This window comes from Oceanimonas pelagia (assembly GCF_030849025.1).
GTDB lineage: Bacteria > Pseudomonadota > Gammaproteobacteria > Enterobacterales > Aeromonadaceae > Oceanimonas > Oceanimonas pelagia.
The window spans coordinates 124,889-138,184 of record NZ_CP118224.1 but is presented as its reverse complement, the minus strand read 5'-3'; the positions used below and the strand labels follow the sequence as shown (position 1 = coordinate 138,184).

General features: G+C 61.5%; 14 protein-coding genes and 1 tRNA gene. 7 read left to right on the top strand and 8 right to left on the bottom strand.

The genetic code is table 11. The features are described 5' to 3' along the window. Nucleotides 1-38: 38 nt before the first annotated feature. The 3 genes from phnD to PU634_RS00645 all read right to left on the bottom strand — a co-directional run bounded on the left by phnD (nucleotide 39) and on the right by PU634_RS00645 (nucleotide 3,297). Nucleotides 39-1,028 carry a phosphonate ABC transporter substrate-binding protein gene (phnD, locus tag PU634_RS00655; RefSeq protein ID WP_306762164.1) on the bottom strand — a complete coding sequence of 330 codons (990 nt, stop codon included), beginning with the start codon at nucleotides 1,026-1,028 and terminating at the stop codon, nucleotides 39-41. Beyond that, entirely contained in the window at nucleotides 1,025-1,879 is an 855-nt protein-coding gene (phnC, locus tag PU634_RS00650; protein ID WP_306762163.1) for a phosphonate ABC transporter ATP-binding protein, read from the bottom strand. Before phnC ends, phnD begins: the two co-directional genes overlap by 4 nt. Nucleotides 1,880-2,163: 284 nt before the next feature. Beyond that, on the bottom strand, nucleotides 2,164-3,297 hold the full coding sequence (locus tag PU634_RS00645; RefSeq protein WP_306762162.1) for an aminotransferase class V-fold PLP-dependent enzyme: 1,134 nt from the start codon (nucleotides 3,295-3,297) through the stop codon (nucleotides 2,164-2,166). A gap of 284 nt (nucleotides 3,298-3,581) precedes the next feature. Between PU634_RS00645 and ybcJ the strand changes: the two genes are divergently transcribed. Further along, nucleotides 3,582-3,797 (top strand): ribosome-associated protein YbcJ, encoded by a 216-nt coding sequence (gene ybcJ, locus PU634_RS00640; RefSeq protein ID WP_306762161.1) that lies wholly within the window; start codon nucleotides 3,582-3,584, stop codon nucleotides 3,795-3,797. Between the two features lie 88 nt (nucleotides 3,798-3,885). On the opposite strand, the gene PU634_RS00635 is transcribed toward ybcJ, so the two are convergent. Together PU634_RS00635 and PU634_RS00630 are read right to left on the bottom strand one after the other, a co-directional pair. Then, nucleotides 3,886-3,962, bottom strand: a tRNA-Pro gene (locus PU634_RS00635). A gap of 50 nt (nucleotides 3,963-4,012) precedes the next feature. After that, nucleotides 4,013-4,714, bottom strand: coding sequence for an MOSC domain-containing protein (locus tag PU634_RS00630; RefSeq protein WP_306762160.1), 702 nt, complete (start codon nucleotides 4,712-4,714; stop codon nucleotides 4,013-4,015). A gap of 154 nt (nucleotides 4,715-4,868) precedes the next feature. On the opposite strand from PU634_RS00630, the gene PU634_RS00625 reads away from it, so the two are divergent. From PU634_RS00625 to PU634_RS00600, 6 genes are all read left to right on the top strand, one after another. Next, nucleotides 4,869-5,858, top strand: a complete 990-nt coding sequence (locus tag PU634_RS00625) for a 2-hydroxyacid dehydrogenase (RefSeq protein ID WP_306762159.1) — start codon at nucleotides 4,869-4,871, stop codon at nucleotides 5,856-5,858. Between the two features lie 10 nt (nucleotides 5,859-5,868). After that, on the top strand, nucleotides 5,869-6,279 hold the full coding sequence (locus PU634_RS00620; protein WP_306762158.1) for an META domain-containing protein: 411 nt from the start codon (nucleotides 5,869-5,871) through the stop codon (nucleotides 6,277-6,279). Beyond that, nucleotides 6,279-6,710 (top strand): thioredoxin TrxC, encoded by a 432-nt coding sequence (gene trxC, locus PU634_RS00615; protein ID WP_442604701.1) that lies wholly within the window; start codon nucleotides 6,279-6,281, stop codon nucleotides 6,708-6,710. Before PU634_RS00620 ends, trxC begins: the two co-directional genes overlap by 1 nt. 159 nt (nucleotides 6,711-6,869) lie before the next feature. Beyond that, nucleotides 6,870-7,853, top strand: coding sequence for a glutathione S-transferase family protein (locus PU634_RS00610; protein WP_306762156.1), 984 nt, complete (start codon nucleotides 6,870-6,872; stop codon nucleotides 7,851-7,853). A 14-nt stretch (nucleotides 7,854-7,867) separates the two neighbouring features. Next, the gene (locus PU634_RS00605; protein ID WP_306762155.1) at nucleotides 7,868-8,713 is read left to right on the top strand and encodes a pirin family protein; all 846 of its coding nucleotides are present in this window, start codon (nucleotides 7,868-7,870) and stop codon (nucleotides 8,711-8,713) included. Between the two features lie 29 nt (nucleotides 8,714-8,742). Then, the gene (locus PU634_RS00600; protein ID WP_306762154.1) at nucleotides 8,743-9,159 is read left to right on the top strand and encodes a CoA-binding protein; all 417 of its coding nucleotides are present in this window, start codon (nucleotides 8,743-8,745) and stop codon (nucleotides 9,157-9,159) included. Nucleotides 9,160-9,190: 31 nt separating this feature from the next. Here PU634_RS00600 and PU634_RS00595 read toward each other — a convergent pair whose 3' ends face one another. From PU634_RS00595 to PU634_RS00585, 3 genes are all read right to left on the bottom strand, one after another. Further along, nucleotides 9,191-9,679, bottom strand: coding sequence for a copper chaperone PCu(A)C (locus PU634_RS00595; protein ID WP_306762153.1), 489 nt, complete (start codon nucleotides 9,677-9,679; stop codon nucleotides 9,191-9,193). Between the two features lie 148 nt (nucleotides 9,680-9,827). Next, a complete protein-coding gene (locus PU634_RS00590; RefSeq protein WP_306762152.1) occupies nucleotides 9,828-11,768 on the bottom strand; it encodes a Na+/H+ antiporter NhaC family protein in 1,941 nt (646 codons plus the stop codon). A 14-nt stretch (nucleotides 11,769-11,782) separates the two neighbouring features. Beyond that, a complete protein-coding gene (locus PU634_RS00585) occupies nucleotides 11,783-13,156 on the bottom strand; it encodes a glutamine synthetase family protein (RefSeq protein ID WP_306762151.1) in 1,374 nt (457 codons plus the stop codon). Nucleotides 13,157-13,296 lie beyond the last annotated feature (140 nt).

Below are 13,296 nucleotides of genomic sequence, written 5' to 3'. Positions count from 1 at the left end.
ACCGAGAAAGGCCGGCCGGACCGGCCTTTCACCGGTCGTTAGTTGCTCATGGCCGCCAGGGCGGACATCTGCCGGCTCAACGCCGCCAGCTGCATTTCCACCTGAGCGATGTCGGCGGCATCGGCCTGGTCGTTTTCCATCACCTTCAGCTCCTTGAACAGCTCCAGCTGACGAATGGGCAGCAGTTGCAGGTCGCTGGAGGGCTTGAATCCCTTCCAGTCCAGCGCCGCCAGGATGTTCCGCTGCGCGGGAGTGGCGGACTGGCCGTAATTCATAAAGAAGTCGTACACCGCCTGCTTGGTGGCTTCCGGCAGGCTCTTGCGCCACACGATGGGGTCGGCGGGGATCAGCGGGGATTTCCACAGCACCTTGATGTTCTTGGCTTTTTCCGGCTCCCGTGCGCTAAAGCGCTCCAGGCTTTCGGTGTTGTTGGTGGCCACGTCCACCTGCTTGTTGAGCACGGCGAACACATTGACCTCGTGGCTGGAATTCAGGGTGCGCTTGAACTCCTGGGGAGAAACGTCGTTCTGGGCAAACACATAGTAGGACGGCACCAGAAAGCCGGAGGTGGAGTTGGGATCGCCGTTGCCGAACACCAGCTCCTTGCGTTGCGCCAGCACGTCGTCCACCGAGGTGAGCGGGCTGTCCTGGTGGGCGATCAACAGGCTCCAGTAACCGGGCTGACCGTCGGCACGCACGGTCTGGGCGAAGATTTCGCCGCCGGCGCGGTCCACCGCCTCCATGGCCGATTTGTTGCCGAGCCAGGCGATGTCGACCTTGTCAAAGCGCATGCCCTGAATGATGCCGGCGTAATCGGGGGCAAAGAAGGCTTCAACCTCGACCCCCAGCTGCTTTTCCATATCGGCCAGAAAGGGCTCCCAGCTCTGCTTGAGGTTCTGCTGGGACTCGGTAGAGATAATGCCGAAGTGCAGGGTCTTCAGTGCGGCGTCATCCGCCTGTACCGGTGCGGCCACGGCGGCACTCAGCAGGGCGGCTCCGCCCACGAGTTTTTTCAGGGTATGCATCATGACGGTTGTCCTTGAATTGAACCGGTTACAAAGGAAAGTGCAGAAGCCCGGGAGCCGGCGTCTGCCGCTCCCGCCACAGAAGAAAGCGGTCGTGAACGGGCGTAGAGGGCGGTCAGGGCCTCGGAGGTAATGGCATCCGCCGCGCCCTGATAAAAAATTTCCCCTTCCCGCAGGGCCACCAGCTGCTGGCAGTATTTCAGCGCGTAATCCACCTGGTGCAGGGTGACCACCACCGGAATGCCTTCACGTTCGTTGATGTCGCGCAGCAGTTCCATCACGGTGCGGGCCGACTCGGGATCGAGTGAGGCAATGGGTTCATCGGCAAAAATAATGCGCGCCTGCTGCATCAGCGAGCGGGCAATGGCCACCCGCTGTTGCTGGCCGCCGGACAGGGTGGACACCCGCTGCCCGGCAAAGGCCGCCATGCCCACCCGCTCCAGGGCCTGCATCGCCTGCCGGCGCTGTTCGGCGGTGAAGCGGCCGGTCAGGGTGCGCCAGCGGGCAGTGCTGCCCAGGGCGCCGATCAGCACGTTGGTCAACACGCTAAGACGGTTGACCAGGTTGAACTGCTGAAAGATGTAGCCGGCCCGGGCGCGGCAGCAGCGCACGCCGGACGCCGCCCGGCCCCGGGCCTGCACCAGTTCGCCCATGACGCGGATTTCGGTGCCGTCCTTCTTGTCGGACAGCGCCAGCCCGCTCAGGTGGCGCAGCAGGGTGGATTTACCCGAGCCGGAAGGGCCCAGCAGCGCGGTGATCCCGGCGTGGGCGATGTCCAGGCTGATGTTTTTCAGCGCTTTCTTGTTGTCGAAGGTCTTGCTCAGACACCTGACTTCAATGATGTTGTTGTTCATTGCCAGCGGCCTCACGTTGAATACGTGGGCCATGGTGCTGAGCCAAGATGACGCTTTTATTGAGGAATTAAGTCAGCCAAATGGCAGCGGAACACTGGTGCATTCTCCAAAACAAGCACAAGTCACTGTTATTAAAGAGTTTATAAATTTAACCCCAAACAGGAGGGGGACTTGTCTAGCCGCAGCCTTCAAAAAAGCTTCACCCGTTTTCCCCTGCGGACGGCGGCCAGAAACGGCGAAGCCGCCTCAAGGGCGGCTTCGCATCGGGGGCGGGCAGGTATCCGTCAGGCTTGCAACACCCTGTCCAGGGCGGCTTCAAAGGTAGCCACGGTACGATCCACGTCCTTCAGTTTGTCGAGACCGAACAGACCCAGACGGAAGGTCTGGAAATCGGCGGGCTCGTCGCAGGCCAGGGGCACACCGGCTGCGATCTGCAGACCCTCGGCGGCAAACTTGCTGCCGCTCTTGATGCCGGCGTCGTCGGTGTAGCACACCACCACGCCCGGCGCAGCAAAGCCGTCGGCGGCTACACTCTTGATGCCTCGTGCGGCCAGCACGGCGCGGATGCGATCGCCCAGCTCTTGCTGACGCTGTTTCATCACCGCAAAGCCCATTGCCTCGCTTTCGATAATGGTATCGCGGAACGCGGTAAGGGCGTCGGTGGGCATGGTGGCGTGGTAGGCATGGCCGCCCTGCTCGTAGGTTTCCATGATCTGCAGCCACTTTTTCAGATCCATGGCAAAGCTGCTGCTCTGGGTACCGTCGATACGCTCCCGGGCCAGCTTGCTCAGCATCACCAGACCACAGCAGGGCGAGCTGCTCCAGCCCTTTTGCGGCGCGCTCAGCAAAATGTCGACACCGCAGGCGTCCATGTCCACCCAGATGGTGCCGGAGGCGATGCAGTCGATCACCAGCAACCCACCCACCTCGTGCACGGCATCGGCCATGGCACGAATGTAGTCGTCGGGCAGCATCATGCCGGCAGCGGTTTCCACGTGGGCGGCAAACACCAGATCGGGTTTCTGCTCGCGAATGGTGGCCACCACCTCCTCGATGGGCGCCGGCGCCATGGCGGCCTGCGGGCCCTGCTCTATGGCGCGGGCCTTGAGCACGGTTTCGGATGCCGGAATGCTGCCGGCTTCAAAGATCTGGCTCCAGCGATAGCTGAACCAGCCGTTGCGCACCACCAGGCAGTGCTTGCCGGTAGCAAACTGGCGAGCCACGGCCTCCATGCCAAAGGTGCCGCTGCCGGGCACGATCACCGCCGAATGGGCGTGATAGAGCGTTTTCAGGCTGGCGGAGATGTCCTTCATGACCTGCTGAAAGCGCGCCGACATATGGTTGAGCGCCCGGTCGGTGTACACCACCGAATATTCCAGCAGGCCATCGGGGTCGATATTGGGCAGCAATCCGGACATAATCACCTCTAGATAAAGTAACTGGTTCTGAAAACAGGGCCGCAAGCGCACCACCGGCACCGACTCAAGAATGACATAGCTCCCCCGGCGGGGCCAGGCCTCCTGACAGGGTGAGTACACACAGATACGCGGCAGGCAATACGGTTTGAAAGCAATAATGATGCCCAATCTTTTGAGAAACAGCAAAAAAACCATCACCCAAACTACGAATTAAGCAAAAGTGTAAGATTTAAAACTATTTTTAAACTTACAACCAAACTAAACCACCATTAAAGAGAACGTTCATGAGCGAAACATTCAGCCTGGAAGGCAACGACTTTATTCCTCTGTGCAACCTGCTGAAGGTGCTGGGCTGGTGCGACTCGGGCGCCATGGCCAAGGCGGTGATCGACGAAGGCGCCGTGACCGTGAACGGCCAGGTGGAAGTACGCAAGCGCTGCAAGATAGTGGCGGGCCAGGTTGTTCATTTCAACGGCCAGACGGTGACCGTCAGCGAATAAAGCAAAAAGGGGCCAAACGGCCCCTTTGGTTTTTCATGTGCAGAAAAACAAAAAAGCCTCGCATTGCTGCGAGGCTTTTTTGAGAATCTGGTCGGCATGAGAGGATTCGAACCTCCGACCCCTTCGTCCCGAACGAAGTGCGCTACCAGGCTGCGCTACATGCCGTTAACGGGGCGAGAATTTACAGAAACGCCGCCCCCCTTGCAAGCCCTTTTTCATCCAAAATCCGCTTTTGGACCCAATAACCGCATGGTCCAGTCATCCACCCGGCCGGCGGCCAGATAATCCGCCGCTTTTTTGCGCCAGTTGGCGGATAATTGCTCGGTGGCGGCCAGTTCACGCAAGCCGTCGGCATCGAAGCCACGGTTGAACACTATATCGCCGGCCCGCTTTACCGGCATGGCAGGACAGGGCCGCGCCATCAGCACCAGGGAAGCAGGGGAAGCCACCCTGCCTTCTTCTAGCACCCGCAACAACCAGCCGGTGCGGCCGTTGGCCTGCATCAGTACCGAGAAAAAGTCGTGACCGAAACGGGCATTGAGCTTGTGGCAGGGCGAGCGTGGCTGGCTGATCTGCACCAGGGCCTCGCCCAGCCGGTATATGTCACCAATGCAGGCGGTGTCTTCAGCCAGCCCGGTGCCGGACAGGTTTTCTCCAAAGGCACCGGGCACCAGCAACTCGCAGCGCCCGCTCAGCCCCATGCCTGCAAACCACTGCCGCCACACCGGATAATGCTCGGCCGGATAATAGTGCAGCGCCCGCTCCGGGCCGCCGTGAAAACGGGTTGAAACCTGCACATCCCCTTCCAGTCCGTTGACACCGCAAAACAGGGCGGCGTCGACCGGTCGTTTGTCGATGGCACTGTCAATGCCCGGCGCCAGCGACCTGGCCTTGCCGGTAAGAAGCGTAACCTGCATCGTCATTCCTTTGGTGAAAATACCTTCACATAGAAACATCATTTATCCTGCCGGGCAAGGCATTCCCGCGCCGATCGGGCATCAGGCTTGAAAAAGCCCGCCAGCAGGCCCAATACTCCTTACAACCCCACCGGCAAACGGAGCCGCCCCTTTCATGAAAATCGCCTTTTTCAGCGCTCGTCCCTATATGCAGGCGCCCTTTGTTGCACAAAACCGCCATCACGGCTTTGACATTACCTGGCTCGACGCCGGCCTGAACGCCGACACCGCGGTGCTGGGGCGGGGGTTTGACGCCGTGTGCGTGTTCGTTAACGATCACCTGGATGCGGGCGTGATCCGTACCCTGGCCAAGGGCGGCGTCAAATGCATTGCCCTGCGCTGCGCCGGCTACAACAATGTTGACTTGCAGGCCGCCGCCGCGGCCGGTGTGGCGGTGGTGCGGGTGCCCGCCTACTCCCCCGAGGCGGTGGCCGAGCACACGGTGGGCCTGATGCTCACCCTCAACCGCCATATTCACAAGGCCTATCAACGCACCCGGGACGCCAATTTCTCCCTCAATGGCATGGTCGGCTTCAATATGCACGGCAAAACCGCCGGCATTATCGGCGCCGGCAAAATCGGCCTGGCCACCCTGCGCATTCTCAAGGGCCTGGGCATGACCCTGCTGGTGCACGACCCGGTGCAGGATGAGGCCGTGCTGGCGCTGGGTGCCCAATACGTGCCACTGGCGCGGCTGTTTGCCGAGTCGGACGTGATCAGCCTGCACTGCCCGCTCACTCCCGACAATCATCACCTGCTCAACCGGCACAGCTTTGCGCAAATGAAGGACGGGGTGATGATCATCAACACCAGCCGGGGCGGCCTGCTCAACGCACGGGACGCGATTGAGGCCATCAACAGTGGTAAAATCGGCCACCTAGGGCTGGATGTATACGAAGAGGAAGAGCACCTGTTCTTTGAAGACAAGTCCTGCGAGATCATTCAGGACGATACCTTTCACTTGCTTTCAGCCTACCCCAACGTCATTCTCACCGGTCACCAGGCCTTTTTAACGAATGAAGCTCTGTCCGCCATCGCTCAGGTCACCCTCGACAACCTGCAATGCCTGGCCGATGGCCGGCCCTGCGATAACAAGATCAACTAAGGAGCACTCAATGAAACTCGCCCTTGCCGCCACCACCGCCCTGCTGCTCACCGCCTGCAGCGGCGGCCTGAAAGTGGTTGAATCGGATCTGCAGCATCACCACTGGAAGCTGGCCGCCGTCGACGGCGTGGCCGTGAATGCCGATATTCAGTCGGAGCTGGAAATTGGCGAGCACTTCTCCATCAACGGCCAGGCGGGCTGTAACCGCTTCTTTGGCAAGGCCAGCCTGGAGCGGGGCGTACTCAGGGCCGAGCCCCTGGCAAGCACTCAAATGGCCTGTGCGCCGGACGCCCAGAAAGTGGAAACCGCCGTGCTCAACACCCTCACCAGGGGCGCCGTAGTCAGCCACGACGGCAAGCAGCTGGAGCTGAAGGGCGAGCAACACACCCTGACCTATGAACTGGCCGACTGGATGCAGTGATGAGCGAACATTACCTTGTGTGCCCGGCCTGTCAGGCCCGTAACCGGGTGCCAACCGAGCGCCTGCAACAGGGCCCCAAATGCGGCAAATGCAAGGCGGCACTGACCCCCGCCACGGCCCTGGAGCTGGACGGCTCCCGGCTTGACCGGCTGCTTGCCAACGAAAGCCTGCCGCTCGTCATCGACTTCTGGGCGCCCTGGTGCGGCCCCTGCAAGATGATGGCGCCGGTGTTTGAGGCCGCCGCCGGCGAGCTCGCCGGCCGGCTGCGGCTGGCCAAGCTCAATACCGAGGCACATCAGCAGGCGGCAGCACGTTTTGGCATTCGCTCCATTCCCACCCTGATCGCCTTTAAGGACGGAAAGGAAATCGCCCGCCAGTCCGGCGCCCTGCCGGCCGGCCAGCTGGCGCAGTGGTTACGTCAGTTTTACTGATAGTAACCCCTGCCATTAATGTTGGAGCACTGGCATATCGTCCGTGCTCCGAATAACTCCCATTCATATTTTTTGAACAGCCGGCTCGAATATTCCCGCTATATGCTCGAAATCACCCCGCCATAATGACTCATGTGGTTATTGTGACAGGAGCATTCCATGGGCAAGCTGATCGACGGCGTCTGGCACGACGTCTGGTACGACACCGACAAGAACGAGGGCCGATTTGAGCGCAGTGAGAGCCGGTTCAGACACTGGCTCACCGCGAACGGCGACCCCGGCCCCAGCGGTGAGGGCGGCTTTGCCGCCGAGCCGGGCCGCTATCATCTTTATGTGTCTCTGGCCTGCCCCTGGGCTCACCGCACCCTGCTCCTGCGCCGGCTGAAGGGGCTGGAAGATGCCGTCACGGTGTCGGTGGTGCACCCGTTAATGCAGGAGCACGGCTGGACCTTTGCCGCCGACTTCGACGGCGCCACCGGCGATCGGCTTTACGGCCACCAGTACCTGCACCAGCTTTACACTCGCGCCGAACCGCGCTATTCGGGCCGGGTGACCGTGCCCCTGCTGTGGGACAAGCAGCGCCAGACCATTGTCAGCAACGAGTCGGCAGACATTATTCGCATGTTCAACAGCGCCTTTGATGCCGTGGGCGCCGCCGAAGGAGACTACTATCCCGACGAGCTCAGGAATGACATCGACGCCCTGAACCGGGTCATTTATGACAAGGTGAACAACGGCGTATACAAGGCCGGTTTCGCCACCGCCCAGGCCGCCTACGACGAGGCCATCGAGCCGCTGTTTGCCACCCTGGACGAACTGGAGCAGCGCCTGGGCCGCCAGCGCTGGCTGCTGGGTGACCGGCTGACCGAGGCGGACATTCGGCTGTGGACCACCCTGGCCCGCTTTGATGCGGTGTATCACACCCACTTCAAGTGCGATCGCCGCCGTATCTCTGATTATCCCAACCTGTATGGCTTTTTACGCGATCTTTACCAGCAACCCGGCGTGGCCGGCACGCTGAACATGGCGCACATTCGCCATCACTATTTTCGCAGCCACACCACCCTCAACCCGAGTGGCATCATCTCCGTAGGGCCGCAGCAGGACTGGTGGCAGGCCCACGACCGGGACACCCGCTTTTAGTAAGGAGCCGCATTATGAGCGCACGAACCATTACCGAAACTTACCCGGCCCTGGACACACAGGACGGTGCCGGCGTGCGCCTGCGCCGGGTGCTCGGCCAGCACCCCGGCCAACGCATGGATCCCTTTCTGATGATGGATCACTTCGCCTCGGATGAGGCCGCCGACTACCTGGCCGGCTTTCCCGATCATCCACACCGGGGCTTTGAAACCATCACCTACATGCTCGACGGTCACATGCTGCACCGGGATCACATGGGCAACGAAGGCCATCTGCACCCCGGCGACGTGCAGTGGATGACCGCCGGCCGGGGGGTAATCCATTCGGAAATGCCCCAGCAGGAAGCCGGTCGCATGCAGGGCTTTCAGATCTGGCTGAACCTGCCGGCGGCGCTCAAGATGCAGCCGGCCCGCTATCAGGACATTGCCGCCGCGCAACTGCCCCGCATTCCCCTTGCAGAAGGCGGCGAACTGGTGCTGCTGGCAGGAAAACTGACCCTGGCCGGCACCACCTGGCAAGGCCCCATCCACAGCGAGCATACTCGGCCGCTGATCGCCGATATTCGCCTCGCCGCCGGCGAACGGCTGAACCTGCCCTTGGCAAAGGCGCTCAGCGCCCTGCTGTATTCGTTTGAGGGCGAAGTCGGTGTCGGTGAGCAGTTACTGCCGCAAAAGCAAAGTGCCCTGCTGGGTGCCGGCGACACCCTGGCACTCAAGGCCGGCGCCAACGGTGGCCGGCTGCTGTTGCTGGCAGGCCGGCCACTTAATGAGCCAGTGGCGCAATACGGGCCCTTTGTGATGAACACACAGGCGGAAATCGAGCAGGCGATCATGGATTACCGGGCCGGCAAACTGGTATAAAAGGCATTTTCAGTCAGCAGGAAATCATCATGGATGCGCTTGAGCAGCAACGCCTGAAACGTATTCTTTCCGACACTCGCAATATCGCCCTGGTGGGGGCATCCAACCGACCCGAGCGGGCCAGCTATCAGGTGATGGAATACCTGCAGCAGCAGGGTTACCGGGTATATCCGGTCAATCCTCAGCTGGCCGGCGCCGTGATCCTGGGGGAGACCTGCGTCTCGGGTCTGGAAGACCTGGATCAACCGGTGCAGCTGGTTAATGTGTTCCGCAGGGGCGAGTTTGCCGCCGACATTGCCCTGGATGCCATTGAGCACGAGGCACTGTGCCTGTGGTTGCAGGAAGGCGTGATCAGCCAGGCCGCCGCGGAAGCCGCCGCCGAGGCCGAGCTGGAATACGTGGAAGATTGCTGCATCAAGGTAGCCCACCGGGCGCTGCTGGGGTGATGCAAAAGGGGCCTGCCGGCCCCTTTTGTGATTAGTGGTGGTGATGGCCTTTATCGCTGGCCTTTTTCACCGGCTGGGGAGCTCTGGCATCCACCGAAATCTCCACCTGCACCTCACCGGCCTGCTCAAACTGCAGGGTCAGCGGAAAACGCTCGCCCAGCTGGGGCGCCTGTTTCAGCCCCATCAGCATCAGGTGATGACCGCCCGGCGCCAGGGTTACCGCTTCCCCCGCCGGCACCGGCAGGTTGTCGAGCTGGCGCATTTTCATCATGTCGCCGTCCATCACATGAGTATGTATTTCCACCCGCTCGGCCAGGGGCGTGCTGGCCCCCAGCAGCACATCACCGGCCTGGCCGTGGTTGTTGATCACCAGATAGGCGCTGCCGTTCACCGCCATGGGCGGAACCGGACGACTCCAGGGGTGCTCAATATGCAATCCACCCTGTTCATATTCGTGGGCCAGGGCGCCGGTGGCGCCGAGCAGCAACAGGGAAGCGACGGCATTACGCAGCATCTTCATGAACTTACTCCTGAAAACAAAAAGACAGCGCCCGGATCCGGGCAGCCGGAAACGTCATCACAAAGCGCCATGTTAACACGATAAAAACGCCGGAAGTGCGTTGAAATAATGCACTTCCGGCTTACGGCGCGTGATGACAGGGCGCTGATTATAATGCTGCGGTTTCGGCGCTCACTGTGCTCTCCGGCTCACCTTCTCCCTCATCGGCACGCCGGCCCAGCAGGCGCAGACCGGCGGCCATGGCCAGGGTGCAGATGATAATGCCCAGCCACCAGGGCATGCCGTAGGCCACCGGCACCACACCAAACAGGGTGGCGATTACCCCCACAAACAGCGCATAGGGCAACTGGGTGCGCACATGCTCCACCAGGCCACAGCCCGAGGCCATGGCGGCCAGCAGGGTGGTCTCGGCCAGGGGCGAACAATGATCTCCCCACACCGCGCCGGCCAGCACCGCCGCCACCGAGGCATAGAACAGGTGCATGGCGTCCGGGTCGCCGGCCAGGCCATGGTGCTGCAGCACCGCCCAGGCCAGGGGCACCACCAGGGGCATCATAATGCCCATGACGCCCCAGGACGAGCCGGTGGCAAAGGCGGTAAAGGCCGACAGCACAAACACGCTCACCGGAATCAGCTCCGGCTGCAGGCTGTCGCTGAGCACGCTCACCAGGTAGTCGCTGGTGTTCAGGGTCTCATTCACCGACGACAGCGCCCAGGCCATCATCAGAATGGTGATGGGCAGCAGCATCGACTTCACGCCTTCAAACCAGTAATGGGCGGCCTCGTCCATGCTCAGCAGGCCCTGAATGCGGGTCATCACCAGCGCCACCAGGGTACTGAGCAGCGAGCCCCACATCATGGCGGTAAAAGAGTCGCTGTTGCCAAACACGTCGCGCAGGCCGGCCTCGGCGGGAAAGCCCAGCTCGCTCATGCCGGTGTACCAGATGCCGCCAAGGGTGGTGAGCACCAGCACCGTCATGGGAATAATGGCGTTCAGCGCGCGGTGAGGAATGCCCGGCTTGGCGTCGATGCTGGCTTCCTCGGCAATGGCTTCCCGGTCGGTCAGTTCATCGTCCGCCTCTGCTTGCTGGCGAACCGCCCGCTGCTCGGCCCTGAGCATGGGGCCAAAGTCCCGGCCGCTGAGGCTGATCATAAACACGAACACCAGCGCCAGAATGGGATAAAAGCTGTAGCTGATGGAGGCCATAAACACCCCGTAAGCGGAGCCGTCAAAGCCGTCCACCAGCCCGAGGGCCTCGTCAATCAGCCCTACCTGAAAACCGATCCAGGTAGTCACCAGCAAAATGGCCGATACCGGGGCGGCGGTGGAGTCCACCAGATAGGCCAGCTTTTCCCGGGAGATGCGCAGCCGGTCGGTAATGTTGCGCATGGTATTGCCGACAATCAGCGCATTGGCGTAGTCGTCAAAGAAAATGGCGGTACCCAGCAGCCCCGTGGTGGTCTGGGCGCTGCGCCGGCCGCGCACAAAGCGGGTAATGTGCCGGGCAATGCCCACGGTGCCGCCGTTGCGGGAAATAATGCCCACCATGCCGCCGATCAGCAGGCAGAACAGCACCACCGACATATGCTCGGCGTCGCTGGCGGCGGCCAGCACGTGCACATTCACCGAGTCGAGTACACTGCTGAGCAGCTTGTCGCCGGCCAGACCATAACCCAGCCAGCCGCCACAGCAGATGGCCACGAACAGCGCCAGTATCACCTGCCGGAACGCCAACGCCAGCACGATGGCCAGCAGCGCCGGCACCACCGACAGCCAGGCGGCAATGGCCGAGCTGGCCGCTTCGGCCAGCACCATGCCGGCCTCGCTCTGCAGGCTGAGCGTCAGGCTGTCGGCCTGAGTCACCAGCGCTATGGTCGCTTCGCCGTTCTCAAGCGTCACCGGCTGGCGGTTGTCTTCCTGCACCAGCCACAGCGGCCCGGTGCCGGTGACCGTTACTTCAAAGGGAATGCCCTTCAGCACCAGGGCCGGGGCATCAAGGGTGGGGCCATCGGCCCGGGCCAGCCCGGGCAGCAGTAAAACAAGGGTCAGCAGCGGCAACAGCCAGCGGCGCATGTTACATCCTTCCATGGGACTTTCTCCTGTCAGACCGAACGCAGATACCAGTCATACTCCTGAGAGCTGACGTGGCGCATAAACAATTGCCGTTCGCCGTAGCGGTTGGCGTGATACACCCGGCAGAACTCCTGGCCCAGGTATTCCGGCAGGATCTCGTTTTGCTGCCACTGATCCAGCGCCTGGATCCAGCTGTTGGGCAGGCTGGGCGGGTGGCTGGCGTAGGCGTTACCGGAGACGGGCTCGGGAACATCAAGCCGGTGGGTCAGGCCATAATGAATGCCGGCCAGTATGCTGGCCACCAGCAGATAGGGGTTGGCATCGGCGCCGGCCACGCGGTGTTCCAGCCGGCGGGCGGCGGGGTTGCCACCGGGAATGCGCACCGCCACGGTGCGGTTGTCGGCGCCCCAGGTCTGACTCATGGGCACGTAAAAGCCGGGCTGAAAGCGGCGGTAGCTGTTGGCGTTGGGCGCAAACACCACCATGGACTCGGGCATCAGCGCCAGCACCCCGGCCACCGCCTGTTGCAGCAGCTCGTTGCCCAGCGGGCTGTCGTCCCGGCTGCAGAAACGGTTATTGCCCTCGCTGTCGATCAGGCTCACATGAATATGAGTGCCGCTGCCCGCCTCCTGGTTGTAGGGCTTGGCCATAAAGGTGGCTTCCATGCTGTGGCGGGCCGCCACCCCTTTAATCAGCCGCTTGAGCAGCACCGCCTCGTCGCAGGCCTGCATGGCATCGGGTCTGTGCTTGAGGTTGATCTCGAACTGGCCCGGGGCGCACTCGGCAATGGCGGTGTCCACCGGCAGGTTCTGAGTCATGGCCGCCTGCTGAATGCTCTCAAGGAAATCGCAGTAGTCATCGAGATCCGACAGCGAATACACCTGACACTGACGATCCCGCTTGCCGCTGACCGGCGACACCGGCGGCTGCAACTGATGCTCGTCGTCCCGATCCCGGTCGATCACATAAAACTCGGTTTCCACCGCCACCACCGGCGTCAGCCCCAGATCGGAGAAACGATCCAGCACCCGCTGCAGCACATGGCGGGGATCGTACACAAAGGGGCTGTGATCATTTTCATACATGCTCATCAGCAGCTGGGCGCAGGGCCTGTCCTGCCAGGGCACCCGGCTCAGGGTGCCGGGCACCGGAAAGCACAACCGGTCGCCCTCGCCCTGATCCAGCCCCAGGCCGGTTTCCTCAATGGTGTTACCGTTAATGTCGAGGGCAAACAGCGAGGCCGGCAGGCAGACCCCCTCTTCATAGGCCTTGAGCAGACTGTCCCGGGGAATGCGCTTGCCGCGGATCACCCCGTTGATGTCACCGATCATCAGATCGATGGAATTGATATCCGGGTTTCGCTCCAGAAACTCCCGGGCCTCTTGCATGCCCCTGTCACTCATGGTGACCTCCATGTTGTTTTTTAATAACCATCCAGAATGCCATTTGTTATAGGATAATGAACAACACAAGACAATCGCTCGAGCACTACAAAAGTTAACGCATTGTAAAAAAGAGTTAACCTCGTCACATTATTTAAACC